At 62.6% G+C, this 24,757-nt stretch carries 22 protein-coding genes and 2 tRNA genes; 15 read left to right on the forward strand and 9 right to left on the reverse strand.

Annotation, left to right across the window (positions count from 1 at the left end):
- Nucleotides 1-302 precede the first annotated feature (302 nt).
- On the reverse strand, nucleotides 303-1,478 hold the full coding sequence (locus tag ACFR99_RS18345) for a CBS domain-containing protein (protein WP_390290550.1): 1,176 nt from the start codon (nucleotides 1,476-1,478) through the stop codon (nucleotides 303-305).
- Nucleotides 1,479-1,722: 244 nt separating this feature from the next.
- On the opposite strand from ACFR99_RS18345, the gene ACFR99_RS18350 reads away from it, so the two are divergent.
- The 3 genes from ACFR99_RS18350 to ACFR99_RS18360 all read left to right on the forward strand — a co-directional run bounded on the left by ACFR99_RS18350 (nucleotide 1,723) and on the right by ACFR99_RS18360 (nucleotide 3,898).
- On the forward strand, nucleotides 1,723-1,962 hold the full coding sequence (locus tag ACFR99_RS18350; protein WP_390290553.1) for a helix-turn-helix domain-containing protein: 240 nt from the start codon (nucleotides 1,723-1,725) through the stop codon (nucleotides 1,960-1,962).
- Nucleotides 1,963-2,049: 87 nt separating this feature from the next.
- The gene (locus ACFR99_RS18355) at nucleotides 2,050-2,580 is read left to right on the forward strand and encodes a 50S ribosomal protein L16 (protein ID WP_390290556.1); all 531 of its coding nucleotides are present in this window, start codon (nucleotides 2,050-2,052) and stop codon (nucleotides 2,578-2,580) included.
- 451 nt (nucleotides 2,581-3,031) lie between these two features.
- Nucleotides 3,032-3,898: an ATP-grasp domain-containing protein gene (locus tag ACFR99_RS18360; protein WP_390290558.1), complete on the forward strand. Its 867-nt coding sequence runs from the start codon at nucleotides 3,032-3,034 to the stop codon at nucleotides 3,896-3,898.
- Between the two features lie 88 nt (nucleotides 3,899-3,986).
- Here the strand turns inward: ACFR99_RS18360 and ACFR99_RS18365 are convergent, their stop codons facing one another.
- Entirely contained in the window at nucleotides 3,987-4,766 is a 780-nt protein-coding gene (locus ACFR99_RS18365; protein WP_390290561.1) for an SDR family oxidoreductase, read from the reverse strand.
- 158 nt (nucleotides 4,767-4,924) lie between these two features.
- Here ACFR99_RS18365 and ACFR99_RS18370 point away from each other — a divergent pair, with 158 nt between their 5' ends.
- A complete protein-coding gene (locus ACFR99_RS18370; protein WP_390290564.1) occupies nucleotides 4,925-5,824 on the forward strand; it encodes a hypothetical protein in 900 nt (299 codons plus the stop codon).
- Between the two features lie 183 nt (nucleotides 5,825-6,007).
- Here ACFR99_RS18370 and ACFR99_RS18375 read toward each other — a convergent pair whose 3' ends face one another.
- Nucleotides 6,008-6,409, reverse strand: a complete 402-nt coding sequence (locus ACFR99_RS18375; protein WP_390290567.1) for an Hsp20/alpha crystallin family protein — start codon at nucleotides 6,407-6,409, stop codon at nucleotides 6,008-6,010.
- 79 nt (nucleotides 6,410-6,488) lie between these two features.
- Nucleotides 6,489-7,502 carry a type II glyceraldehyde-3-phosphate dehydrogenase gene (locus tag ACFR99_RS18380; RefSeq protein ID WP_390290570.1) on the reverse strand — a complete coding sequence of 338 codons (1,014 nt, stop codon included), beginning with the start codon at nucleotides 7,500-7,502 and terminating at the stop codon, nucleotides 6,489-6,491.
- 261 nt (nucleotides 7,503-7,763) lie between these two features.
- Between ACFR99_RS18380 and ACFR99_RS18385 the strand changes: the two genes are divergently transcribed.
- From ACFR99_RS18385 to ACFR99_RS18405, 5 genes are all read left to right on the forward strand, one after another.
- The gene (locus tag ACFR99_RS18385; protein ID WP_390290572.1) at nucleotides 7,764-8,717 is read left to right on the forward strand and encodes an aminopeptidase; all 954 of its coding nucleotides are present in this window, start codon (nucleotides 7,764-7,766) and stop codon (nucleotides 8,715-8,717) included.
- A gap of 85 nt (nucleotides 8,718-8,802) precedes the next feature.
- Nucleotides 8,803-9,387 (forward strand): LURP-one-related/scramblase family protein, encoded by a 585-nt coding sequence (locus ACFR99_RS18390; protein ID WP_390290575.1) that lies wholly within the window; start codon nucleotides 8,803-8,805, stop codon nucleotides 9,385-9,387.
- 60 nt (nucleotides 9,388-9,447) lie between these two features.
- Complete coding sequence (locus ACFR99_RS18395; protein WP_390290578.1) at nucleotides 9,448-10,101, forward strand: HVO_0476 family zinc finger protein; 654 nt, start codon at nucleotides 9,448-9,450, stop codon at nucleotides 10,099-10,101.
- 92 nt (nucleotides 10,102-10,193) lie between these two features.
- Nucleotides 10,194-10,823, forward strand: coding sequence for a protein-L-isoaspartate(D-aspartate) O-methyltransferase (locus tag ACFR99_RS18400; protein WP_390290581.1), 630 nt, complete (start codon nucleotides 10,194-10,196; stop codon nucleotides 10,821-10,823).
- A gap of 50 nt (nucleotides 10,824-10,873) precedes the next feature.
- Nucleotides 10,874-11,644 (forward strand): protein-L-isoaspartate O-methyltransferase family protein, encoded by a 771-nt coding sequence (locus ACFR99_RS18405; RefSeq protein ID WP_390290584.1) that lies wholly within the window; start codon nucleotides 10,874-10,876, stop codon nucleotides 11,642-11,644.
- A 435-nt stretch (nucleotides 11,645-12,079) separates the two neighbouring features.
- On the opposite strand, the gene ACFR99_RS18410 is transcribed toward ACFR99_RS18405, so the two are convergent.
- From ACFR99_RS18410 to ACFR99_RS18425, 4 genes are all read right to left on the reverse strand, one after another.
- The gene (locus ACFR99_RS18410) at nucleotides 12,080-14,200 is read right to left on the reverse strand and encodes a bacterio-opsin activator domain-containing protein (protein WP_390290587.1); all 2,121 of its coding nucleotides are present in this window, start codon (nucleotides 14,198-14,200) and stop codon (nucleotides 12,080-12,082) included.
- Between the two features lie 104 nt (nucleotides 14,201-14,304).
- The gene (locus tag ACFR99_RS18415) at nucleotides 14,305-14,718 is read right to left on the reverse strand and encodes a group I intron-associated PD-(D/E)XK endonuclease (protein ID WP_390290590.1); all 414 of its coding nucleotides are present in this window, start codon (nucleotides 14,716-14,718) and stop codon (nucleotides 14,305-14,307) included.
- Between the two features lie 344 nt (nucleotides 14,719-15,062).
- Nucleotides 15,063-15,135 (reverse strand) — tRNA-Asp (locus ACFR99_RS18420).
- Between the two features lie 315 nt (nucleotides 15,136-15,450).
- Nucleotides 15,451-15,523 (reverse strand) — tRNA-Asp (locus tag ACFR99_RS18425).
- 321 nt (nucleotides 15,524-15,844) lie between these two features.
- On the opposite strand from ACFR99_RS18425, the gene ACFR99_RS18430 reads away from it, so the two are divergent.
- The 6 genes from ACFR99_RS18430 to ACFR99_RS18455 are packed head-to-tail and all read left to right on the forward strand — an operon-like array spanning nucleotide 15,845 to nucleotide 24,035.
- Nucleotides 15,845-16,072: a DNA-directed RNA polymerase subunit H gene (locus ACFR99_RS18430; protein ID WP_390290593.1), complete on the forward strand. Its 228-nt coding sequence runs from the start codon at nucleotides 15,845-15,847 to the stop codon at nucleotides 16,070-16,072.
- Nucleotides 16,073-17,653: a DNA-directed RNA polymerase subunit B'' gene (locus ACFR99_RS18435; RefSeq protein ID WP_138777916.1), complete on the forward strand. Its 1,581-nt coding sequence runs from the start codon at nucleotides 16,073-16,075 to the stop codon at nucleotides 17,651-17,653.
- Between the two features lie 3 nt (nucleotides 17,654-17,656).
- The gene (rpoB, locus tag ACFR99_RS18440) at nucleotides 17,657-19,486 is read left to right on the forward strand and encodes a DNA-directed RNA polymerase subunit B (RefSeq protein ID WP_390290596.1); all 1,830 of its coding nucleotides are present in this window, start codon (nucleotides 17,657-17,659) and stop codon (nucleotides 19,484-19,486) included.
- A 3-nt stretch (nucleotides 19,487-19,489) separates the two neighbouring features.
- Nucleotides 19,490-22,417, forward strand: a complete 2,928-nt coding sequence (locus tag ACFR99_RS18445; RefSeq protein WP_390290599.1) for a DNA-directed RNA polymerase subunit A' — start codon at nucleotides 19,490-19,492, stop codon at nucleotides 22,415-22,417.
- Nucleotides 22,410-23,606 (forward strand): DNA-directed RNA polymerase subunit A'', encoded by a 1,197-nt coding sequence (gene rpoA2 / locus ACFR99_RS18450; protein ID WP_390290602.1) that lies wholly within the window; start codon nucleotides 22,410-22,412, stop codon nucleotides 23,604-23,606. Before ACFR99_RS18445 ends, rpoA2 begins: the two co-directional genes overlap by 8 nt.
- A 3-nt stretch (nucleotides 23,607-23,609) precedes the next feature.
- Nucleotides 23,610-24,035 (forward strand): NusA-like transcription termination signal-binding factor, encoded by a 426-nt coding sequence (locus ACFR99_RS18455; protein WP_390290605.1) that lies wholly within the window; start codon nucleotides 23,610-23,612, stop codon nucleotides 24,033-24,035.
- A gap of 61 nt (nucleotides 24,036-24,096) precedes the next feature.
- On the opposite strand, the gene ACFR99_RS18460 is transcribed toward ACFR99_RS18455, so the two are convergent.
- On the reverse strand, nucleotides 24,097-24,720 hold the full coding sequence (locus tag ACFR99_RS18460; protein WP_390290607.1) for a Pvc16 family protein: 624 nt from the start codon (nucleotides 24,718-24,720) through the stop codon (nucleotides 24,097-24,099).
- Nucleotides 24,721-24,757 lie beyond the last annotated feature (37 nt).

The raw sequence follows: 24,757 nt of genomic DNA on the forward strand, positions 1-24,757 counted from the left end.
CGCTGCAACACGTGTGTTGACTCGATTCACGCTACCGGTTGCGTGTCACCGTGGTGTTCACACCACGACGTTTCCTGCCGCCGGCGACTGTTCGCGTGCGATCGGCGAGTAACTCGAGTCCGGGTCCACAGACTGTCTCATACGGACGTCTCTCAGTCAGTGTCGGCGCACCCGCGACCCGTCATGCGGGTGCGCCGAGAACTATAGTAACAACTGAAACGATTCACACACTGATCGCACAGCCCTCGTGCGATCAGGTGTACAGTGACTTTCAGTAGCTACGATACTGATAGCAGCCCGTCTCAGTCGGCGGCTCCCGGTCGCCCGGAGAAGGCGACGGCACCGCTTTGCTGGACGATGTCGAGGGCAGTCATCACGTCGGTCCGCGAGATCAGCCCCACGAGATTGTCGTCCTCGACGACGAGCAGGCGGCCGATATCGTGTTTTTGCATCCGCTCGATGGCCGTCATCGCGTCCGAATCGGGCGTGATCGTCTCCAGGTCCGTCGTCATCACGTCCTCGACGGTGTACGCATCGCGCTCGACCGGCTCGACTGCGCGTGCATCGCTCAGGGTCACGAGACCGACGAGGCGCTCGCCGTCGAACGCGTCGTTCTCGACGACCGGATACCCCGTGTGGCGTTCGGTAAACATCCGCTGGATCAGCTCCGCGATCGTTGTGCCGGGTTTGACGGTGTGGAGATCGCTCACCGGCGTCATAATGTCGCTGACGGTGATGTCCTGGAAGGCGGCTTTCATCGTCACCTGCTGGGCCTCGCCCGAGGCAGCGATAAAGACGAAGAAGGCGACGCCGATGAGGATGATGTTGAACGAGAGGAGGCCGAACAGGCCCATGGCGATGGCAAACAGCTTGCCGATGCTGGCGGCTTGCTGGGTCGCCCGTGCGTATGGTTGGTTGCGAGCCAGTAGCGCTCGCAGTACCCGGCCGCCGTCCATCGGGAACGCTGGAATCATGTTGAAGAAGGCGAGCGCGACGTTGAGAACCGCCAGGTAGCCGAGGACGAACCGTGCGCCGCTGAGGGTCGTGGGGATCACCGAAAAGAGCGCGTAGGAGCCGACGCCGACCAGGATACTGACGATCGGCCCGGCGACGGCGATAGTCAGCTCTTGGCGCCAGTCTTCAGGCATCTCGGAGAAAGCGGCGATGCCGCCGAACAGCCAGAGTGTGATCGAGTCGATCGGAAAGCCGAACCGCTGGGCGGTCAGCGAGTGCCCGAGTTCGTGAAGCACGACGCCGACGAACAGACCGACTGCCGCAGCTAGCCCGAGAATCCACGGCATCGGGCCGGCGCTGATCGCACCGATATCGATCCCCGCCGCGAGTCCGTCGTTCAGCAGTCCTGCGACGTCCCCGATCTGTGCGCCGATGATGTACGCGAACAGCGGGAGCACCAGTAGGAACGTCAAATCCAACTTGATCGGGATACCGAACAGGGACCCGATCCGGAAGCTTCTCATACACTTCTCTTGCGGCGGCGAACCCTTAAACACGCCGTCGAACCGACACCACAGCACCCGCCTACAGCCAGTGCTCGAGCAAGCAGCGCTCACTCAGATCCTTCTCCCCTCTGTAGTGGTAGCACTGATCATGTCTCCTGTGACCATGCACCTTTGATAGATATAACCATCCTAATATCTACTAACCACCATATATTTTCTACCCCATAGATTTATACGGAAGTTCGTGGATTATGTTAGTACGATGATGGAACTAACCCACGACACCGATCCGGCTGGCATCCCGTCCGAACTCGATTCCGCGCAGGCGAAACTCGTCTACTTCTACCTCGAGGCGTCCGAGGGCGCGACCGCGACCGATCTCCATCAGTCACTGGGACTCCCGAAACTGGCGATCCTGAGCGTCATCAACTCGCTTGCGAGTCAGGGACTCGTCGAGCAGCTCGATGCCGAGTACGTTACGGCCGACTCGGTTCAGGTCTAGGGCGGGGCTATCCTTGGACCGCCCGACGCGGCGCTTCGAAGCCTTTATCCGCGCGGTGGGCCTCCGTTTTCACAAGTAACCACAACCATGTCAGACAAGCCTGCCTCCATGTACCGGGAGATCAGTAAGCCGGCCTATACGCGCCGCGAATACATCACTGGCATCCCGGGCTCGAAGATCGCACAGCACACCATGGGCGACACCTCGGCAGACGCCGAGGACTACCCCGTCCAGATCAGCCTCGTCACCGAAGAAGAGGTCCAGATCCGCCACGGATCTCTCGAGGCCTCGCGCCTCTCGGCGAACCGCCACATGCTCAAAAACGCCGGCGAGGGCAACTACAAGATGATCCTGCGCAAGTTCCCCCACCACGTTATCCGGGAGAACAAGCAGGCGACGGGTGCGGGTGCAGACCGTGTTTCCGACGGGATGCGCCAGGCCTTCGGGAAGATCGTCGGCACCGCCGCCCGCATCGACGCTGGCGAGCGCATCTTCACCATCTGGTGTGACGTCGACGACGCCGACTTCGCCAAGGACGCCCTCCGCCGTGCCTACAACAAGATCTCGCCGCCGTGCCGTGTCGTCGTCGAGAAGGGCGAAGAGCAACTGATCGCGTAAAACCACCTTTTACACTACGTTCGTTTCGCGTCGACAGCAGCGTTGCTGCTGCACGACGCGCTGTCACTCGGTAAAAGCTGGACCAAAAGCACTCCTCCTTCCGCTCCCTCGCTCCCGATTGTCACTCGGTCATATCAGTCGTCGGCCTGCTCGCTCAGCCCGTCTCACGGCCGTCGGCCGCTCGACTGTTCGCGGCGCGTTTCGCCGCGCACGGCTTCGCTCGCGGTCGTAACGCTGTAAGCGCCTGCCCGCTGTAAGCGCCTGCCCGCTGTAAGCGCCTGCCCTCCCCCGTTGAGCGGACGCTGAGCGTCCGCGATGCTCGGAAGAGCGTGCTCTTCCGTTGGGTCGTGCGTCTCGAGCATCGCGAGAGACGCACTCCTGGCCATCGGAGTTCGTATTCGGGATTCGAGTCTCGAGCACCTTTTTGCCCATCTACTCCCGACTACCGCGTATGATCGATCTCGCGGTCGCAAACGATCAGGAGACGTTCCGGCGGATGCGTGAGCCGCTGGCCGAGCGAGGCATACAGGTTCATCACGTGCCCGTACGCGAACGGACGGTCGCACTCGGCGACCCGCCATGGGAGCCCGACGACTACGACGTTGGCTTCGTCTATCCCGGTCGGCTCATGGAGGGTGGGGTCGCCGACGCTGTGCTCGAGGTCCCGTGGCTCAACGACCACGAGGCCGTGCTGACCTCGCGGAACAAAGCCGAGGTGCTGGCTCGCCTCGAGCGAGCAGACATCCCAGTGCCCGACTCCGTGTACGTCTCGAACGATGTCTCGGAGGTCGAGCTGGTCGAGGTCTTCGAGCGCTTCGAGCCACCGGTAGTCGTCAAGCCGAACTCGACGACGCGGGGCGTCGGCGTCGCGAAGGCCCACGACCTCGATTCCTTTCTGGGTATCTGTGACTACCTCTCGCTGGTTCACGATTATCGGGCGACCGGCGACCGGTCGTTTCTGGTCCAGGAGTACCTGCCCGGGGCAACTGACTACCGCGTGATGGTCCTCGAGGGCGAGTACGTCGGCGCGGTCGAACGCCGACTGCCCGACGACGCAGTCAGTGAGGGCCAGTGGAAACACAACGTCCACCGCGGCGCGGAGGCGACGGGCGTCGACCTCCCCGAGACCTGGCGTGACCTCGCCGAATCGATCGCCGCCGAACTCGAGATCCCGTTTCTGGGCGTGGATCTGCTCAAGACGGACGATCGACTGGTGGTCAACGAGACGAACGCCAGACCAACGATTGACGCGGCGACGAAGTACGAGCCGGACTTCTACGACCGGTTGGCGGCGGCGATACGTGCTCGGTGTGAGTGATACGGTCTGCTGTCACGATGTGCCGGCGCACCCGCGACCCGGTCTTTCGGATGTGCCAGCACCCACTGACAGGAGTCCGTCTGAGAGATTAGCTGGTGTTTCGCGTGCCACCGTCGACGAGCAGCGATTCGGCGGTGATGTGACCAGCCAGATCGCTTGCGAGGAAGAGTGCCGCGTTAGCGACGTCCTCCGGCTGTGCGAGCTTTTGCAGTGGGATCATCTGTTTGAGCATCTCCTCTTGCTCGGTGCCGACGATCGGGAAGTCCTCTGTCGTCAGCGCCGTCTCGACCTCTCCAGGGTGGATGGCGTTGACCCGGATGCCGTGTGGACCGAGATCCTCCGCAAGCGAGTAGGTGAGGTTTCGGACCCCGGCTTTCGCCGTACAGTAGGGTGCGATTTCGCCGTATCCCTGGAGCCCGGCGAGACTCGAAATGTTCACGATCGCTCCGCCCTCTCCCTGCTCGATGAGTGACTCGGCGGCGAGTTTCGAGCCGACGAAGACGCTATCGAGGTTGATCGCCATCAGGTCGCGGTAGTCTTCGACGGAAATCTCCGTGATCGAACCCATCGGGCCGAACACGCCCGCGTTGTTCACCATCACGCTGAGGCCCCCGAACTCGTCTGCAGCGTCGATCGCCGCCTCGAGTGCGTCTCGGTCGGTGACATCGCACTCGACGTAGGTCGCGTCGGCGTCGGTCTCCTCGATGATCCGCTCGTGGGTCGGGACGCCGCCCTGGCGTGGCTCTTCGCGGAGGTCTGCAACGACGACGTCCGCGCCTGCTGTTGCAAACGTCGTTGCGATTGCGCGACCGATCCCACTTGCAGCGCCCGTGATCACTGCGGTTTCGCCTTCGAGTACAGTATCCATATTCGCTATATCAAATACGTTTACTATCAATCTTCCGCTGATATAGGTTTGATAGAAAACTGTTGACATAATCTATCCCTCCGCAGTCAGCTATTTTTCTGCTGTTGCTTTCGGTTACTTTGAGTAGATATATTTATGATGGATATTTATTAGTCGATATGACTCCCGTTCAAGAGGATATTTATCGTCGAACGGATGTCGGAACTGTCGGGTGGGACGACGAACTCGATGCCGTCTTGCTCCGATGGCATGGATTCGCGAGCAGCGAGAGCTTCCGGGCACACATGCGTCTCTGTATCGAGTTGCTCGAGGCGACCGGCGCCAACAAAATGTATGCTGATGCGCGCGATCAGGGGCCGATCAGCGACGAGGACAAACTGTGGTCGATCACCGAGTGGGCAAGTCAGGCGGACGACGCAGGTCTCGACGCCCTCGTGATCGTCTATCCCGAGTCGGTCATCGCAAAGATGGCTGTCGACAGCGTCATGGAACAGGTCGAAGACGACATCGATCGCCTGATCACCGACGACGTCGCGGAGGGACGGCAGTGGCTGGCGGACCGTCCTGCAACTGTGACGGATGTCACGGTCTCGGAACTGACGGAACCGACACTCGAGGTCGAGCCAACTCCCGGCACGGATGACGAAACGGATTCGGAGGAGGGGACGGACGGCGACGACGTGCTGACGGAAGCTGACCCGAATCCTGAGTCATCCGTCGATTCGACTGCAGACGACGCGACGCCGTCGTCCACCGAGAGCGAGACGGTGGCTGAATCGGCGAGTTCGGAGTCTGCGACGGCAGACGCGAGTTCGGTATCATCGACGACTTCGACGAACACGACCGCCGGGACCGACTCGACAGCGTCGGTAGATCCACCGACCGTTGCGGCAGTTGGAGGAATCGTTGGCCTCATCGGGATGACGCTGCTGACGCTTGCCATCGGACGAATACCGATACTCGTGTCGAACGGGGTGGCAAACGCCACGCTGTTGCTCGGTGGTGTCGCACTGGTCGGTATGGCATTCGGCTGGGCGGGTGCAAAACTCGTGGCGTGAACTAATACGGTCTGCTGTCACGATGTCCCAATGGGACCGCAGTGGGTGGGCAGTCCCACCGGAAATGACTTCCAGGAGTCCGTATGAGTCTTACAGCGATAGCCGCTTACGTCGACCCGATGGCACCGTTTTTGAGGCTCGTGTCACAACACAAAAAGCAGTTTTTCGACCGCGACGGCCCGGTTACTCGAGGCTGATATCCGAGGAGTTCTCCGCGCGATCGAAGACGACCTCGAGGACGCCGTTGTTGTAGGTCGCGGCGGCGGTGTGTTCGTTGACGCGGGTCGGCAGGGAGACGCGTTCGTCGTACTGGCGGTGTTCGCTCTCGGCGGAGATAGTCAGGGTCTTGCCGTCACACTCGAGGTCGATGTTGTCCTTCTCGACGCCGGGGAGGTCGGCGACGACGCGGATCTCCTCGTCGGTCTCGTGGATGTCGACGTGGGTGTCCATCCCGAAGCCGTTGTCGACGTTACTCGAGGAGTCGAAGTTCACGTTGGCGTCCGCGCTGTTCATCATCTCGTTCATCATCCGTTCGATCTCGCGAAACAGGTCGTCGAAGGGGTCGTCGCGGTCGTCTCGGCGCATGGGGAGGTCTAGGGTACCGGATGGCAAAAACTTTCTGTCGTTGCTATAACTCAGTCCGTCGATTTGAGACCGAAAGCGCCTACAGCCCGATGCCGAGCGCCTCGTTGGTCGTCTCGATGCTCTCTTCGGCGTCGGCGCTGCCGGTGATGGCACGGATCGCGTCGACGTTCTCGGGGACGACGTCGCTTTCCTGGTGGATCCCCTGGAAGAGATAGAGGTCCGTCCCGACGGTCGAGATCGACTCCTCCCAGATGCAGTTCTCCCAGAGGTCGCCACGTGGCCGGCCCGCGTCGAGGGCGTACTCCTTGAGTTTCCCGCTGCCGTCGATGTTCATCCGTTCGGGGATCAGGAACAGTCGCGACTCGTCTTCGAAGAGTTCGCGGACGTCCGCCGCGTCGACTTCCTCCTCGAGCGTGACGTTCAGGCTGTGCATGTGCATCTGCGTCGCGGGCACCTTCATCCCAAGCGTGTCGATGTCCAGATCGTCGAAGATGGTCTCGACGTCGGGGCCGTGGTGTGACGGAATGGTCACCGGGTTCGGCAGGATGTCGTTGATCGGGCCGCGGTCGGTCTGGCCGGGATCGCCGCCACGACGGACCAGCGTCGCGCGGACCTTCTCGACGCCGTAGGTTTCGCGCAGGGGTGCGATGACCCGGGAGAGCCCGGTCGTGTTACAGGAGACGACGCGGACGTGGTCGGCGTCGGCGGCCTCGGCGAAGTTCGAGCGCGCGTTGAAGCTCACGTCGACGAGGTCGGCGTCCTCGCCACCCTGATAGAGTGCGGGGGTGTCGTACTCCTCGTACAGTTCCTTGTTCTGGGCGCCGATCCCCGACGGCGTGGCGTCGACGACCACGTCGGCCTCGTCGACGAGGTCCTCGACCGGTCCCGCGATCTCGAGACCGGCTTCCTCGAACAGGTGTTCGCGCTCCTCGACGGCCGCGTAGAGCGAGAAACCCTTGTCGATCGCTGTTTCGGCCTCGAAGTTCGGACGCGTCTTCGCGACGCCCAGTACTTCCATGTCGGGTTGCTGGCGGACGGCGTCCGCGACGCGTTTGCCGATCGTACCGTAGCCGTTGATGGCGACCTGTAGCATATACCCGGGAGTGGACCACCGAGCGGGATAATCGTTTCGAGGACTCGCGGTCGATTCTTACTCGTATCGGAGTTCTCGCTCGCTCTCGAGGCCGATATCGGGACCTGTTCACATTGCTCGAGACGCCGCAAGCGCGACTGATACGGGCTACTGTACGTCATTGTCGGTGCACCCGCGATCGTCCTGCGGTCCCACCGGTCCATCGGGACAGCAGACCGTATGAGGGCAAGACATATCGGCCCGCTCGCCACACACTCTCCTATGACAGCACTTCGACCCGCGGCGGAGACAGCCGTCCGCCAGTGTCTGGGTCTCGAGGCCGAGGAGTCGTGTGCGATCGTCACCGACGACGAACGGGTTCCGATCGGTGAGGCGCTCTACGAAGTAGCGAGCGAGATCACCGACGACGCCGTGATCGTCCGCTATCCGCCGGGCGAGACCCACGGCAGCGAACCCCCTGCGCCGGTGGCGGCGGCGATGGCCGGTGCCGATGTCGTGCTCGCGCCGACGACCAAGAGCCTGAGCCACACTCGCGCCCGGACCGACGCCAACGAAGCCGGGGCGCGGGTCGCAACGCTTCCTGGCATCACGGACGACGTCTTCACGACCGGGCTCGACGCCGACTACGAGTCGATCGCGACTCACTGCGAGGCGGTCCGCGAACAGGTCACCGACGCCGACGAGATCCGCGTCACAACCGACGCCGGCACCGACATTACCTTCGGCGTCGCCGACCGCGAGTGGCTCGCCGACACCGGGATCGTCCACGACCCCGGCGAGATGTCGAACCTGCCAGCCGGCGAGGTGTTCATCAGCCCTACCACCGCGGACGGGACGTTCGTCGTCGACGGGACGATGCGGCCACACGGGTTGCTCGAGGAGGGCCAGCGGCTCACCTTCGAGGTCGAGGACGGCCTCGTCACCCACATCTCGGACGACGAGATCCGTGAGACGGTCGCGAACGCGGCCGACGAGGTTGGTGACGCCGCCTACAACCTCGCGGAACTGGGCATCGGGACCAACGTCGCCGTCACGGAGCTGGTCGGCTCGGTGCTCCTAGACGAGAAAGCCGGCGGCACGGTCCACATCGCGATCGGCGACGATGCGGGTATCGGCGGCGAGACTGACGCGCCGATCCACCTCGACGGCATCATTCGCGAGCCGACCGTTCTCGCGGATGGCGAGCCCGTCGACCTGCCGGTTGCAGACGACTGATACCCACCCCCTCCGCTGGTTAAATCACCGAGCGATCTGTACGGATCTCGTGGTTTCAAGTGTCGATGCCTTCTGTTCGAGACCGATGAGCGACACTCGAGCGTACGATATTCAGGGGATCGAGCTCACCGACGATCGGTACACGGTCGAACAGGGGCTGATCCGGAACAAGTACAGAGCGCTCGATGCCGACGGAAACGTCGTCCTCAGAGGAAAACAGAAGCTCTTCAAACTGAAAGAGGAGTTCCCCTTCGTCGATGGCAACGGTACCGAGGTGTTCACGGTGAAAGCCGGCGGCATCATCGACGTCGCGGGGAACTACGTCCTCTCGGACGCCCAGACCGGAGAGGATCTCGTCATCCTGGACAACGACTACTCGATTTTCCAGGATACGTGGACGATCCGCGACGCGACCACCGAGGAGACACTGGCCGAGATCACCTCCCGCGGTGCCGTCGTGACGCTGGCCAGAAACGTCGTCCCCTTCGGGGGCTGGATCCCACACAAGTACGAGATCACGGATCGCAACGGCGCTCACGTCGGGACCATCGGCGGCAAACTCCTCTCGCTTCGGGACCGCTACGAGATCACCATCGATGACGCCAGTTCCGTCCCGAAAGAGCCCGTCGTGGCCGCCGCGATGGTTATCGACGCGATTCAGGGCAACTAGTGCCACGGCGGGGACGACGGGTTCAATCGCCTTTTCAGTACGTAGGATCTACGACGGGCTATGAGCGATACACCGGATCGGGTTCCGACCCCCTGTCCTTCCTGCTCGCCGGACCTCGAGACGGTCCACGAGGTACTCACGACGGGCGGCGGCACCTTGACCGTTCGCTGCAGCGAGTGTAGTCACGTCCACAAGATCCAGCCCGACACCGAACGCGAGGTCACCCTCGACGTGGTCGTCTCTCAGGGCGGCGAATCGTTCACGGCGAACGTCACCGCACCCGAAGACGAGCCCGTCGAAGTCGGCGACGAGTTCATCCTCGAGACCGAGGAAGTGCTCTCGACGGTTCGGGTCACGAGCGTCGAACTCGACGATCAGAAGCGCGTCGACGAGGCACCTGCCGACGAAATCGAGACCGTCTGGACGCGCGAGGTCGACAACGTGGCGGTCAATGTCACCGTCCACCCACAGGACGGCTCGCGCGACGACAGCCGGAGTATTACGGTCCACGTCCCCGGCGATTACGAGTTCGAGGTCGGCACGGTCGAGACCTTCGGCGACGACGAGTTCGAGATCGACGCTTTCGTCGTTCGCAGCGATGCGTCGGGCTACCGGCGGGACCGCTTCGAGGAGCCGGGCGATACTGCCTTCGCAAAGGACATCAAGCGCGTCTACGCCTACGACGAGCAAAGCAGTGCCTGGTCGGCCTGGTAAGGAACGGCCTGCGGAGCGCCGACGATCTCTCAGAAGCCTGGTACTCGCCACCCGATACGATACGGTTCTCGAACCGCTATTCGACAGTACCGATGTCCGACAGCTACGAGGCCGCACGTCGGCGAATGGTCGAGACGATCGCGGCGCGCGTCGACGACGACCGCGTCCTCGCTGCCCTCGAGGCAGTGCCGCGCCACGAGTTCGTCCCGCCCGACCGGCGGGACAGCGCCTACGCCGACCGCCCGCTCCCGATCGGCGACGGCCAGACGATCAGTGCGCCGCACATGGTCGCGATCATGGCCGACCTGCTCGCCCTCGAGCCCGGCGACGACGTTCTCGAGATCGGCACCGGCTGTGGCTATCACGCCGCGATCACGGCCGAACTGATCGGCGACGAGAACGTCTACAGCGTCGAGTACAGCGCCGACCTGGCCGATCGGGCCCGCAACCAGCTCACGGACCTGGGCTACGATGGTGTCTCGGTTCGCGTCGGCGATGGACGCGAGGGATGGCCTCGACATGCACCCTACGATGCCGTGTATTTCACCTGCGCGACACCTGCGCTTCCCGACCCCATCGTCGACCAGGTCCGGTCCGGCGGTCAGGTGCTCGCGCCGATCGGAACCGGCCGGCAGACGCTCGTCGAGGCGACGAAACGACCCGACGGCTCGCTCGAGCGGACCGAGCACGGCGGCGTTCGGTTCGTGGGGATGCGCGGTTAGGAGGCCCGCGCAAGCGCGCCATTGATTACGGCTGGTGCGATAGCTGGCGTATGGACCTCGCGGTACTGCGAGAGGACATGGTCGACGGCCTCGAGGCCGCGCCCAAGAACGTCCTCGCGGACGAGACCGTCGCCGTCGCGATGCGCGACGTGCCCCGCCACGCGTTTCTCGACGACGAGCGGACAGCCTACGCGGACCGCGAGCACGAGGCACTCGGTACCCGCGTTCTCTCCCCCAGCACGGCCGCGCGGCTGCTGCAAGCGTTGGCGCTCGAGGACGACGAGACGGTGCTGGTCGTCGGCGTCGGCGTCGGCTACACGGCCGCTGTCGCGGCCGAAATCGTCGGCGAGACCAACGTCCACGCCATCGACATCTCCCGCCCGCTGGTCGTCGAAGCGCGACGGAACCTCGCCGAGGCTGGCTACGACGGCGTCCTCGTCGACTGCCGTGACGGCGCGAACGGCCTTCCCGAGTACGCGCCGTTTGATCGGATTCTCCTCGAGGCGGCCGCCGTCGACCCACCCCGGCCACTGCGCGAGCAACTCGCCACGGGCGGACAACTCGTGTTCCCCCGTGGGAGCCAGCGACAGCGTCTCGAGGCTGTTTCTCCCGACGGCGACAGCGAACAGTTCGGTCCCGTCTCGTTCGATCCGCTGCTCGTCGAGGGCGAGCAGTCAGGGGCCGTCGAGCGAAACCGGATGACCCGCGAAGACCGCGAGCGCGCACAGCGACGCGCCGAATCACGTCGTGGCTGGGAACAGGACTGGATCGAGTGGGACGAGGCGCTCGAGGCCCACTCACAGCGACGCCGGACCCGATAGCACGGCTGCCCGATCACCCGTGGCTGGTCCGAATCTCGCTGGGACCCTTTCAGTATTGAGACAGAATGGGTGAGAAAGGGGTAGCGACAGTCTGTTTCTGATCGCCAGTTACGGGTACGTACTGGTAGTGATTAAGTATACTTTCTAACTACGTGTAGTCTCTTTTCTCCACACACTAATTGATTATAGTGGTCTGCGTCCTGCGGCCATTGCCGTCCGTCGCACCGGCCTCGACCGATCGCTTGCGCTGCTTTGTGAACGTACTAAGTGCCGGTTTGAACGATCGAGCCTGACAGCGATGGACTCCTGTTTGACGAAATGGGGTGGGGGATTGGGGGGTGGCGACAGTTATCTGAGATCGCCAGTTACGGGTAGGAACCGATGGTGGTTAAGCCTACTTTCTAATTATTTGGATGGTCTCGAGAGTTACACTAATTAATTAGAGCCACCGTCGAACGCCATCGTGACGAGCTTTCGTTCGGCCGCCCGCAGGTGATAGTGGTACGTCGGTGGCGAGACGTCGAGCGCCGCAGCAAGGTCCTCACCGGTACTCTCCCGGGGCCACTCGAAGAAGCCGCTGTAATGGGCCGCCTGTAATGCCTCGAACTGCTTGTCGGTGAGCCGTTCCGCGAGATGTGTGTCGAACTGTCGTGCCGACTGCATCGTCGTCGTCTCCCGCTTGGCCACCAGTTCCGTCTCGGAGTACTCCTCGCTGATCGCCTCGACCAGCGACCGCGTCTCGACCCGCTGTGGGACCTCGAGAACGACTGTCGATGTTCCGTCCTGGGCCGTTGCCATCCGGATCACAACGTCGTAGCTGCGTAACACGTCGAGAAACGGCGTCGAGGGCACCGTCACCTCGAACAGCGTCTCGTCGTCGCCCTCGGAGACGACTGAGAGCGTGTCGATCGACGCCCACGCCGTTTCCAACGACGCGAACTCCGCCGTTGCCGGTGCAGTGACGAACAGGACGATGCCGTCCTCCCCGCGATCGACGACGCCCTCGAGCGTGACCGCATCAGTTCCGGAGACGTGTGTCGAGAGCCGATTGAGCAACAGTCGCGAGCTTCCGACGGCGAGTTCGAGTTCGACACGGCTGTCGGTCAACATCGCACGCGTTCGCTCGACCGACTTGATCGCGTGCCCGATCGTTTCGCCGAGTTCGACGAGCACCTCGCGCTCACGCTCACTGACTGCGTCGGCACCCGCAACGTGGACCATCAGGACGCCATACCGTCGGTCGTCTGCAGCGAGTGGGACGCCCAGTACCGTCTGAAAGCCGTAGGTCAACGCCTCTTTGCGCCGCATCGCCCACCGATCGTCCTCGAGGACGTCACGCACCGTCCGTCCCGTCCCCGACTCGAGGATGTCCCGGACGAGTGCGATTTCGGATGCGCAGTTACCATCGTCGCGAATCCGATCGATGTAGGCCGCGTCGACCCCGGCCCAGGCCGATGGCACGGGTGGATCGTCATCGCTTGCGGCGATCCAGGCGAACCGATACCGGTCTGTCGCAGCGAGGCGGTCACACACCGTCGCTTCGATCTCCGTGCGTGTCGAGGCCTGTGCGACGCCGTGGTTGATCTCGCGGACGATCTCGTTGGTGTGGTTGAGCCGTGTCAACTTCTCGTTTTGCTGGGTGAGCGTCCGGTCATGATCGCGGAGTAACTCCTCTCGCTCGGCCCGATCCAGCGCCGCTTCGGTGTTGGCCGCCAGAATGTACAGCAGTTCGGTCATCGTCTCGTCGAACCCGTCGACGTCTTCACAGCCTGCGACCACCACGCCGTGGGTCCCGAGTGGGACGATCAGCTCACAGCGGCTCACCGTTCCCCCGGAGCCGACGTTCTCGCGCGTCACGTCCTCGTAGTAGGCGCTTTCGCCCTCAGAGAACGCCTCCCAGACCAGTCCCTCTCCCCGCTCGAACGTCTGCGCCGGCTCGCCAGGTTTGGGGGCGTGGCGCGTCGACGCCACGCGCTCGAGGACCCCTTCAGTCGGCTCGAACGCATAGGCCGCAGCAACCGCCACGTCCAGGATCTCGCCGGCCGTCTCGATCGCCACCCGGTAGATTTCGGCTTTGGTTTCGGCGCGCATCAGCTCCCGCGTCGTCTCGTGTAACGCCGTCAGCGTTCGCTCGTAGCGCCGTTCGCTCTCCCGAAGCTCCGTCTCCGTCCGATACTGGGCAACGGCGTTCGTGATCTGGTTTGCCAACAGCGCGTACTGCTCCCGACCGGATTCCTTCTGGAGATACTGAGTCACTCCCGCCGCGATCGCCTCGCTGGCGACTTCTTCGGAACCTCGCCCCGTGAAGAGGATAAAGGGGAGCTCGGGATCGTCTTCGCGGACACGCTTTAGCAACTCCAGGCCGGTCATCGTCGGCATCTCGTAATCGCTGACGATACAGTCGACTTCGCGGCCCTCGAGTATCGACAGCGCATCCGTGCCATCCGTCGCTGCGAGGGCGACGATCGATTCGCGCTCTCGCTCGAGCATCTCTCCGGCCAGCGCCGCAAATCCGGGTTCGTTGTCGACGACGAGTACGGTGATCGGTTTCGTCATTGATCTGTCGACCAATCCTCTCAGTTGCCGATACATTGACGAGAGATTACTAAACAATTAGTATTCGTGGAATAGCGCCGAGACGAGGCGGTTCCTGACCAAGATTACGGGATGGTGCCGTCGAATTCGTACTCGGTCGCCCAGTTGATCGCGGGATGATCGATTTCGGAGTCGAATCGAAGCTCCATCTTTTGTTCAGTCGCGTCGGCTGCGTCGATCCAGTAAAACTGTCCGTTCGCTGGATAGTAGACCAGGAACGCGTCGATTGAGCCGTGATACGTGTGTTCGTGATAGTCGCCGTCTTTCGTCGTCTGTGAGTGTATGTTGAATCGAAGGGTATTCCGTTTGTTCGACCACGCGGTTTTACACTGGAGTCGGTAGAGACCGTCCTCGTCGTCGACGACGAGATCGTATCTGTCGTTGTCTCCGAACGGAACCGAGACGCTATAGCCGTGTGCGATAAGCTTCGACAGCGCCCTCGATTCAGTCTCGTCGCCGATCGATTTCGAGTTACGCATGGTCAGCGGTGCTGCGTTTTGAAATAAAAATACTGCTGGCTGTCGCGGACTATCTGCCACAAGACGCAGTAGGACAGCCAAAACTACTCAGCGTCGGACGCACGTACCGGAGTTCTCCTCTCTGGCGGGTCACAGCATTGTTGTGTCTTCCCCACGAGTTGGCAACCACTCGAGGCGGAATTTGACCCACTCGACCGCACTCGCTTCGCTCGTTCGGTCCAGAATCTGAATCCCTCGTTTGGATTCTCGGTACACGTGTTGCCGTCGCAAAACTTACTGCTCTTCGATTTCGGATATTCGCGACACAGCAAAGCTGGGCGCTCGCGGGATAGAACTCGAAGAAGCGCCCGAGGCGGGATTTGAACCCGCGTCACAACCGTGACAGGGTTGTATGATGGGCCACTACACCACCCGGGCTTGCAATCCTTGGTTTCGCGCTGGCAGTATTAAGGGTTTTGTTTCAGGTTCGTTCCTGCCGTTCAGAGATCCGAGCTCGTGAAGGGTTCGCTATACTGGCCCTCTGCGTCGTGAGTGGTCCGACACTCCGTTCGCTGTGCGCGACTGGCAGGACTCATATTGTTGGACAGAAATCAATACGAAGTCGGTCGCGAATTCGCGACCGATCTCCACGTCGTTCTGTCCGACAGTATCAAATCCAGATTCGCCGCTCTTCGATTTCGGATGTTCGCGACACAGCAAAGCCGGATGCTCACGGGATAGAACTCGAAGAAGCGCCCGAGGCGGGATTTGAACCCGCGTCACAACCGTGACAGGGTTGTATGATGGGCCACTACACCACCCGGGCTTGCAATCCTTGGTTTCGCGCTGACACTCTTATGGCTTTTCAATCGAGCGCCGTGTGGTACGGCCAGCCGCCCCACGATTGCTGTCTCGAGCTGACTGACACTGTGACTGTGCTATCAGCACACATGACCCACAAGGAATATAACCCAGAACCGGCTACGTTCGAACGTGATCGACGGTTCCGGTCTGGTTCGCCCGGCCGGGTAGCTTCGCTTGTGGATCGACTTAGTAACCGTTAAATGCCTCCCGCCGCTAACTGCCTGTAGTATCTCGTGACAGCCGCTTCTCTCCCAATAGCCGACACGCACACGCACACCCACACATGGTAGACGTAAGCCAACACGAACTGGTTCCGGAGCACACCGTCCTCGAGGAGGAGACGCTCGAGGAGGTGCTCTCCGAATACAACATCGATCGTACAGACCTGCCGAAGATCAAGCGCAACGACCCTGCCCTTCCGGACGAGGCCGAGGTCGGCGACGTGATCAAGATCGTCCGAGATTCACGAACAACCGATCAAGCAGTGGTATACCGACTTGTGGTAGAATAAATGGCAATGGAACTAGATCGCGACGAACGTCGAGAGATCTCGCGCGAATACTTCTCGAAGGAACGGATCGCCGAACACCACTATCGCTCCTTTAACGCCTTCCTCAACCGGGGTATGCAGGAGGTCGTCGACGAGAAGGCGACGATCGATACGGACATCGGTGACAAAGAAGGCGAAGAGCCGGTTCACGTCGAACTGGGCGACGTTCGCGTCGTCACCCCGCGGGTTCGAGAGGCCGACGGCTCCGAAGAACTGCTCTACCCACAGGAGGCCCGTCTTCGCAACATCACCTACTCCGCGCCGGTGTTCATGGAGATGTCCATCGTCAAAGGCGAGGAGGGCGACCAGCGGGTCGTCGACTCGACGGAGACGAAGATCGGCCGCATGCCGATCATGGTCGGTTCCGAGAAGTGTAACATCGCCGGCTTCTCCGACGAGGAACTGATCGAGATCGGCGAAGACCCTGCCGACCCCGGTGGCTACTTCATCGTCAACGGCTCCGAGCGGGTGCTGATGACCAGCGAGGACCTCGCACCCAATAAGATCCTCGCCGAGTACGACACCAAATACGGCGACGAGATCCAGGTCGCCAAGACCTTCTCCCAGCGCCGTGGCTACCGCGCGCTCGTGCTCTGTGAGCGCACCCGCGACGGCCTGCTCGAGGTCTCGTTCCCCTCCGTGTCGGGCTCGATCAACTTCGTGACGCTCGTGCGTGCGCTGGGACTGGAATCGGACGAGGAGATCGTCCACAAGGTCTCGAACGACCCCGAGGTCGTCAAGTACATGCTCGAGAACCTGGAGGAAGCAGAAGTCCAGACCGAGGAAGAGGCCATCGAGGCACTGGGCAAACGCGTCGCCTCCGGGCAGGGCAAGAACTACCAGCTCAAACGCGCAAACTACGTCATCGACCGGTATCTCCTGCCACACCTCCACGAGGACGGTGTCGAGGAGGAAGACGTCCGGATCAACAAGGCTCACTACCTCTGTCGGATGGCCGAGGCCTGTTTCGAACTCGCACTCGGGCGGCGCGAATCCGACGACAAGGACCACTACGCGAACAAGCGCCTGAAGGTCTCCGGCGACCTGATGAAAGACCTGTTCCGGACCGCGCTGAACAAGCTGGCCCGGGACGTGAAATACCAGCTCGAGCGCGCGAACATGCGGAATCGACAGCTCTCGGTCAACACCGTCGTCCGATCGGACGTGCTGACCGAGCGACTCGAGCATCCGATCGCGACGGGTAACTGGGTCGGCGGTCGCTCCGGCGTCTCTCAGCTTGTCGACCGCACTGACTTCATGGGCGTTCTCAGCCACCTGCGCCGACTGCGCAGCCCGCTGTCGCGCTCGCAGCCCCACTTCGAAGCACGGGACCTGCACGCGACCCAGTGGGGTCGCATCGGTCCCTCCGAGACGCCGGAGGGCCCGAACTGTGGGCTGGTGAAGAACTTCGCACAGTCGATGGAGCTCTCCCAGAACGTCGAGGACGAACAGGAACTCAAGCGAGAACTGGCATCGATGGGGGTCGAGGGCATTCCCGGCCTCGAGGGTATCGAACGGACGACCGCATCTGGGGACGATTAAATCATGAGCAGCCAACAACGAGAGGCGAAAGTCTACGTCAACGGGTCGCTGGTGGGGACCCATCCCGATCCACACGAACTGGCCGAACAGATCCGCGAAGCGCGACGCATCGGCGACGTATCCGAGATGGTTAACGTCTCGGTCAAAGACCGCACTCGCGAAGTGATCGTCAACGCCGACGCCGGCCGCGCCCGACGGCCGCTTCTGGTCGTCGAGGACGGCGAACCGCGCATCTCCGAACAGGAGATCGAGGCGCTCAAAGACGGTGACCTCGAGTTCGAGGATCTCGTCGATCACGGCTACATCGAGTTCATCGACGCCGAGGAGGAAGAGGACATCCTCGTGGCCGTCGACGAGGACGATCTCACCGAGAAACACACACACCTCGAGATCGACCCCTCGCTGATCTTCTCGATCGGTGCGGGGATGATCCCCTATCCCGAACACAACGCCTCGCCCCGCATTACGATGGGGGCAGGGATGATCAAGCAGTCGCTCGGACTGCCGAGCGCGAACTACCGGATCCGGCCGGACACGCGCCAGCACCTGCTGCATTATCCGCAGCTCTCGATGGTCAAGACCCAGACCACCGAGCAGATCGGCTACGACGAGCGCCCGGCGGCACAGAACTTCGTCGTCGCCGTGATGAGCTACGAGGGGTTCAACATCGAGGACGCGCTGGTCATGAACAAAGCCAGCGTCGAGCGTGCGCTCGCACGGTCGCACTTCTTCCGAACCTACGAGGGGGAGGAACGCCGGTATCCGGGCGGCCAGGAAGACCGCTTCGAGATCCCGAGCCAGGACGTCCGCGGTGCTCGTGGCGAGGAAGCCTACGCCCATCTCGACGAGGACGGCCTCGTCAACCCCGAGACGAAAGTCGACGAGAACTCCGTGCTGCTGGGCAAGACGAGCCCGCCGCGATTCCTCGAGGAACCCGACGACATGGGCGGACTCTCGCCACAGAAACGGCGTGAAACCTCCGTCACCATGCGCTCCGGTGAATCCGGCATCGTCGACACCGTCACGCTCATGGAGGGCGAGGACGGCTCGAAGCTCTCGAAGGTCTCCGTCCGCGACGAGCGGATCCCCGAACTCGGGGACAAGTTCGCGTCGCGACACGGCCAGAAGGGTGTCGTCGGCCACCTCGCACCCCAGGAGGACATGCCGTTCACCGAGGAGGGCGTGGTGCCTGACCTCGTCGTCAACCCGCACGCGCTGCCGTCGCGGATGACCGTCGGTCACATTCTCGAGATGATCGGCGGCAAGCTCGGCGCGATGGAGGGACGACGCGTCGACGGGACGCCGTTCCTCGGCGAGGACAAAGATGAGCTTCGCGGCGGACTCGAGGATGCCGGCTTCGATTCGGCCGGCAAGGAGACCATGTACTCCGGCGTCACCGGCGAGAAGATCGAGGCCGAGATCTTCGTCGGGGTCATTTTCTACCAGAAGCTCTACCACATGGTCTCGAACAAGCTGCACGCCCGCTCGCGCGGGCCAGTGCAGGTGCTGACCCGCCAGCCGACCGAGGGCCGTGCCCGCGAAGGTGGCCTGCGGATCGGGGAGATGGAACGCGACGTGTTCATCGGCCACGGGGCGGCCATGACGCTGAAGGAACGACTCCTCGACGAGTCCGACCGCGAGTTCATCCACATCTGTGCGAACTGTGGAATGAGCGCGGTCGAAAACGTCGAACAACGGCGTGTCTACTGTCCGAACTGCGACGAGGAGACCGATATCCACGAGATCGAGATGAGCTACGCGTTCAAGCTCCTCTTGGACGAGATGAAAGCGCTGGGTATCGCACCGCGACTCGAACTGGAGGACGCCGTCTAAACCATGCAAGATACGACACCCAAAGACATCGGGCAGATCTCCTTCGGGCTCATGGAGCCCGAGGAGTATCGGGAGATGAGCGCGACGAAGATCATCACGGCCGACACCTACGACGACGACGGGTTCCCCATCGATATGGGGCTGATGGACCCACGGCTGGGCGTGATCGACCCCGGCCTCGAGTGTAAGACCTGCGGTAAGCACTCGGGCTCGTGTAACGGCCACTTCGGCCACATCGAACTGGCTGCGCCGGTCATCCACGTCGGCTTTACGAAGCTTATTCGGCGGCTCCTGCGGGGGACTTGCCGGGAGTGTTCGCGGCTGCTCCTAACGGAGGACGAACGAGACGAGTTCCGCGACCAGCTCGAGGAATCCCGAAAGCTGAGCCGCGACCTGAACGACGTCACGAAGGCCGCAATCCGGCAGGCACGCAAGAAGGATCGGTGTCCGTTCTGTGGCGAGATCCAGTACGACATCGACCACGAGAAGCCGACCACCTACTACGAGGTCCAGCAGGTCCTCACGAGCGAGTACTCCCAGCGCATCGCCGGCGCGATGCAGGGCGACGAAGAGGCGGGCGTCGAGCGAACGACGCCGGACGAACTCGCCGAGAAAACCGATATCGAACTCACCCGGGTCAACGAGATCCTCTCGGGCTCGTTCCGCCCGCGTGAGAGCCAGCGCAAGGCCATCGAGAAGGCGCTGGACATCGACCTCACCGAGGAGGACACGAACAAGCTGATGCCCAGCGACATCCGGGACTGGTTCGAGAACATTCCGGACGAGGACATCGAGGTACTGGGAATCAACCCCGAACGTTCCCGTCCGGAGTGGATGATCCTCACCGTTCTCCCCGTCCCGCCGGTGACCGCACGGCCGTCGATCACGCTCGACAACGGCCAGCGTTCGGAGGACGACCTCACGCACAAGCTGGTCGACATCATCCGGATCAACCAGCGGTTCATGGAGAACCGCGAGGCCGGTGCACCACAGCTGATCATCGAGGACCTCTGGGAACTGCTGCAGTATCACGTCACGACGTTCATGGACAACGAGATTTCGGGCACGCCGCCGGCACGCCACCGTTCCGGCCGGCCGCTCAAGACCCTCTCCCAGCGCCTGAAGGGCAAGGAGGGTCGCTTCCGTGGGTCGCTGTCCGGAAAGCGTGTCAACTTCTCTGCGCGTACCGTGATTTCGCCGGACCCGACGCTTTCGCTCAACGAGGTCGGGGTACCGGATCGGGTCGCCAAGGAGATGACACAAACGATGAACGTCACCGAGCGCAACCTCGAGGACGCCCGTCGGTTCGTCTCGAACGGTCCCGAGGCCCACCCCGGTGCCAACTACGTTCGCCGACCGGACGGCCGCCGGCTGAAGGTGACCGAGAAGAACTGCGAGCAACTCGCCGAGAAGGTCGAGGCCGGATGGGAGGTCAATCGCCACATGATCGACGGCGACATCGTCATCTTCAACCGCCAGCCGTCGCTCCACCGGATGTCGATCATGGCCCACGAGGTCGTGGTCATGCCGTACAAGACGTTCCGCCTGAACACCGTCGTCTGTCCGCCGTACAACGCCGACTTCGACGGCGACGAGATGAACATGCACGCGCTGCAGAACGAGGAGGCCCGTGCCGAAGCGCGCGTGCTTATGCGCGTCCAAGAACAGATGCTCTCGCCGCGATTCGGTGAGAACATCATCGGTGCCATCCAGGACCACATCAGCGGGATGTACCTGCTGACTGCGGACAACCCGCGGTTCAACGAGACGCAGGCACTCGACTTGCTGCGTGCCACCCGGATCGACGAACTCCCCGAGCCAAGCGGCGTCGACGACGAGGATGAGCCGTTCTGGACCGGCTACGACGTCTTCTCCGAACTGCTGCCCGACGACCTGAACCTCGAGTTCACCGGCACTGTCGGCGACGAGGTCGTCATCGAGGACGGCCAGTTGCTCCAGGGAACCATCGCCGAGGACGAGGTCGGCGAGTTCGGCGGCGAGATCGTCGACACGATCACGAAGGTCTACGGCAACACGCGTGCCCGAATCTTCGTCAACGAGGTCTCGACGCTGGCGATGCGTGCGATCATGCACTTCGGATTCTCGATCGGGATCGACGACGAGACCATCCCGGAGGAAGCCGAGGAACGCATCGACGAGACCATCGCCGACGCCAACGACCGCGTCGAGGAACTGATCGAGGCCTACGAGAACAACGAACTCGAGAGTCTCCCCGGCCGGACGATCGACGAGACCCTCGAGATGAAGATCATGCAGACGCTCTCGCGTGCGCGTGACAACGCCGGGAACATCGCCGACGAGCACTTCGACGACGAGAACCCGGCGGTCGTCATGGCCAACTCCGGTGCGCGTGGGTCGATGCTCAACCTGACCCAGATGGCCGGCGCGGTCGGCCAGCAGGCAGTTCGCGGCGAGCGGATCAACCGTGGCTACGAGGATCGGACCCTCTCACACTACGAACCCAACGACCTCTCGGCGGAGGCACACGGCTTCGTCGAGAACTCCTACACGAGCGGCCTGACCCCGCGGGAATTCTTCTTCCACGCGATGGGTGGCCGCGAGGGGCTGGTCGACACGGCAGTCCGTACCTCCAAGTCCGGCTACCTGCAGCGGCGGCTGATCAACGCCCTCTCCGAACTCGAGACCCAGTACGACGGGACCGTCCGGGACACCTCGGACACGATCGTCCAGTTCGAGTTCGGTGAGGACGGTACCTCCCCGGTCAAGGTCTCCTCCGGTGAGGAGAACAACATCGACGTCGAACAGATCGCCAGCCGCGTGCTCGACTCCGAGTTCGAATCCGAAGCCGAGAAACAGGAGTTCCTCGGATCGCGGCCGCGGCCAACGAATCTCTCGGAACACGCCGACGATCGCCTTGCCGAGGGCACGGAGGTGACCTCCGATGACTGAGGTCGACTACGACGTCTCCGACGACACGATCGCGGTCGTCGAGGACACCGACCTGCCGCGGCGACTCAAGAACGAAGTGTACGAGACCATCGAGGCTCGCGAGGACGCGACGGTCGAAGACGCCGACGAACTCGCGAAGGCCGTCGAGACCCGCTATCTCGACACGCGAGTCGACCCGCTCGACCCCGTCGGCACCGTCAGCGCGCAGTCGATCGGCGAACCAGGGACCCAGCTGACGATGAACACGTTCCACTATGCGGGGGTCGCGGAGATCGACGTGACCCAGGGGCTGCCGCGGCTGATCGAGCTGGTCGACGCCCGGAAGACCCCGGACACGCCGATGATGACCGTCTTCCTCGAGGGCGAGTACGCCACCGAGCGCGAACGCGCCCACGAGGTCGTCTGGAAGATCGAAGCCACGAAGATCCTCGCGCTGGGTGACGTCTCGACGAACGTCGCGGACATGCGCGTCCAGATCTCGCTCAACGAGGACACCCTGAACGAGCGGCTGATCACGCCCGAGGAAGTCGCCGGGATCATCGAGGACTCGCTGGGCGTCAAGACCGTTCAGCAGGGAACCCAAATCGAGTTCGGGCCGGAGGAGCCCTCGTATCGGGATCTCCTTCAGCTCGTCGAGGAGCTGCGCGATATCACGTTCAAAGGAATCGAGGACATCTCTCGGGTCGTCATCCGCCGCGAGGAGATGGACGACGGCAGCGAGGAGTTCGTCCTCTACACCGAAGGGTCGGCCTTCGGCGACGTCCTGGAGATCGAGGGTGTCGACGCCTCGCGGACGACGTGTAACAACATCCACGAGATCCGGCGCAACCTCGGCATCGAGGCAGCCCGCGAAGCCATCATCGAGGAGACGAACAACACGCTGGCCGAACAGGGACTTGACGACGTCAACGTCCGTCACCTGATGCTCGTCGCGGACATCATGACCAACCGTGGCGAGATCGAGTCGATCGGTCGCCACGGTATCTCGGGCTCGAAGGACTCGGTGCTCGCTCGTGCGGCGTTCGAGGTGACGGTCAACCACCTGCTCAACGCCGCGATCCACGGCGAGGTCGACGAGTTAGACGGCGTCACGGAGAACGTCATCGTCGGCAAGCCGATCAAACTCGGGACCGGCGACGTCGACCTCCGGATGGGGTCGACCACGTCCGGGAGCAGTCAGGCCGACTGATCGATGGGCGTTACCCTCGCCGACGACGCCCGACAGTATCTCGCCGCCTTCGAGGACACCACCGGCGTCGACGGCCGGGACTGTCTCGTCACCGACGGCGGCGATAGCCTCCTGATCGTCGTCGAACGCGGCAAGATGGGTGAAGCGATCGGCCCTGACGGCCGGACGATCCAGCGATTCGAGGAGCGCGTTGACGCACAGGTTCGCCTCGTCGAAGATGCGGCCGATCCCGAGACGTTCGTCGCGAATACGCTCGCGCCGGCAGCCGTCTACAACGTCACCATCAGCGAGAACAACGACACTGTCGCCTACGTCGAAGTCGCCGAATCCGACCACGGGGTCGCGATCGGGACCAACGGGCGGACGATCGACGCTGCGCGAACCCTCGCGAAGCGACACTTCGACATCGACGACGTGCAGTTGCTGTAGGCACGCGCTCGGCGTCCGTCCGGCCGCTGACTCTGACTGCCGGTCGATTCTCCGATGGCGCTCATTCTGATTGCCGATCGGACGCGTCCGATCGGCGGTCGACCGTCGTCTCGTGTTCCTCGACGCGGGTGAATTCCGCTTCATTCAGCGACTGGATCACCACTGGACTCACTTCGATCGTCGCCGACGGCTGGTGGGTCACGCCGGAAAACTGCGACCACAGTGACAGTAGCTCTTCGACCGGTTCGTCGACGATCGAGATCGAAAGCGGCTGTTCCTGCAGGAGCGGCCCAGGAGCGTCGGCAGGCTCGATGCGACTATTGTCGTGAAACAGTTGGAGAACTGCGCCGAGCAGCTGTTGGCGTTTCAGGGGATTCGTCTGTCCTTCATCGTCGTCTTCACCGCCGTCGTCGACGGCGTATGCAGTCACGAGATAGCGTACCGAAAGCGCCAGCGGCCGGTCCTGCCGCGCCGTCCCGGAGATGGTTCGGCTTCCCGATCCCATCGCGGTGTCCGTTTCGATCTGATACGGATAGAGCGCGATATCGACGCTCGAGAGGGAGTCGATGTCGGCCGGGGAGGCCACTTCGACCCGATTCGAATCGATGGGGCTCCGTTCGCCGGCGTTCGCTTTTATGAGTTCGATCAACACGTTGCTGACGTCTGCAATAGCGCTGTATGTCATCGTTCAGTGGAGCCGAAATTGCGGCCGACGTTCATTA

This window comes from Haloarchaeobius amylolyticus (assembly GCF_042678045.1).
GTDB lineage: Archaea > Halobacteriota > Halobacteria > Halobacteriales > Natrialbaceae > Natrinema > Natrinema amylolyticus_A.

Coding starts and splice junctions, on each gene's coding strand:
- ACFR99_RS18345 (WP_390290550.1), bottom strand. CDS start 1,478: ATGAGAAGCTTCCGGATCGGGTCCCTGTTCGGTATCCCGATCAAGTTG.
- ACFR99_RS18350 (WP_390290553.1), top strand. CDS start 1,723: ATGATGGAACTAACCCACGACACCGATCCGGCTGGCATCCCGTCCGAA.
- ACFR99_RS18355 (WP_390290556.1), top strand. CDS start 2,050: ATGTCAGACAAGCCTGCCTCCATGTACCGGGAGATCAGTAAGCCGGCC.
- ACFR99_RS18360 (WP_390290558.1), top strand. CDS start 3,032: ATGATCGATCTCGCGGTCGCAAACGATCAGGAGACGTTCCGGCGGATG.
- ACFR99_RS18365 (WP_390290561.1), bottom strand. CDS start 4,766: ATGGATACTGTACTCGAAGGCGAAACCGCAGTGATCACGGGCGCTGCA.
- ACFR99_RS18370 (WP_390290564.1), top strand. CDS start 4,925: ATGACTCCCGTTCAAGAGGATATTTATCGTCGAACGGATGTCGGAACT.
- ACFR99_RS18375 (WP_390290567.1), bottom strand. CDS start 6,409: ATGCGCCGAGACGACCGCGACGACCCCTTCGACGACCTGTTTCGCGAG.
- ACFR99_RS18380 (WP_390290570.1), bottom strand. CDS start 7,502: ATGCTACAGGTCGCCATCAACGGCTACGGTACGATCGGCAAACGCGTC.
- ACFR99_RS18385 (WP_390290572.1), top strand. CDS start 7,764: ATGACAGCACTTCGACCCGCGGCGGAGACAGCCGTCCGCCAGTGTCTG.
- ACFR99_RS18390 (WP_390290575.1), top strand. CDS start 8,803: ATGAGCGACACTCGAGCGTACGATATTCAGGGGATCGAGCTCACCGAC.
- ACFR99_RS18395 (WP_390290578.1), top strand. CDS start 9,448: ATGAGCGATACACCGGATCGGGTTCCGACCCCCTGTCCTTCCTGCTCG.
- ACFR99_RS18400 (WP_390290581.1), top strand. CDS start 10,194: ATGTCCGACAGCTACGAGGCCGCACGTCGGCGAATGGTCGAGACGATC.
- ACFR99_RS18405 (WP_390290584.1), top strand. CDS start 10,874: ATGGACCTCGCGGTACTGCGAGAGGACATGGTCGACGGCCTCGAGGCC.
- ACFR99_RS18410 (WP_390290587.1), bottom strand. CDS start 14,200: ATGACGAAACCGATCACCGTACTCGTCGTCGACAACGAACCCGGATTT.
- ACFR99_RS18415 (WP_390290590.1), bottom strand. CDS start 14,718: ATGCGTAACTCGAAATCGATCGGCGACGAGACTGAATCGAGGGCGCTG.
- ACFR99_RS18430 (WP_390290593.1), top strand. CDS start 15,845: ATGGTAGACGTAAGCCAACACGAACTGGTTCCGGAGCACACCGTCCTC.
- ACFR99_RS18435 (WP_138777916.1), top strand. CDS start 16,073: ATGGCAATGGAACTAGATCGCGACGAACGTCGAGAGATCTCGCGCGAA.
- rpoB (WP_390290596.1), top strand. CDS start 17,657: ATGAGCAGCCAACAACGAGAGGCGAAAGTCTACGTCAACGGGTCGCTG.
- ACFR99_RS18445 (WP_390290599.1), top strand. CDS start 19,490: ATGCAAGATACGACACCCAAAGACATCGGGCAGATCTCCTTCGGGCTC.
- rpoA2 (WP_390290602.1), top strand. CDS start 22,410: ATGACTGAGGTCGACTACGACGTCTCCGACGACACGATCGCGGTCGTC.
- ACFR99_RS18455 (WP_390290605.1), top strand. CDS start 23,610: ATGGGCGTTACCCTCGCCGACGACGCCCGACAGTATCTCGCCGCCTTC.
- ACFR99_RS18460 (WP_390290607.1), bottom strand. CDS start 24,720: ATGACATACAGCGCTATTGCAGACGTCAGCAACGTGTTGATCGAACTC.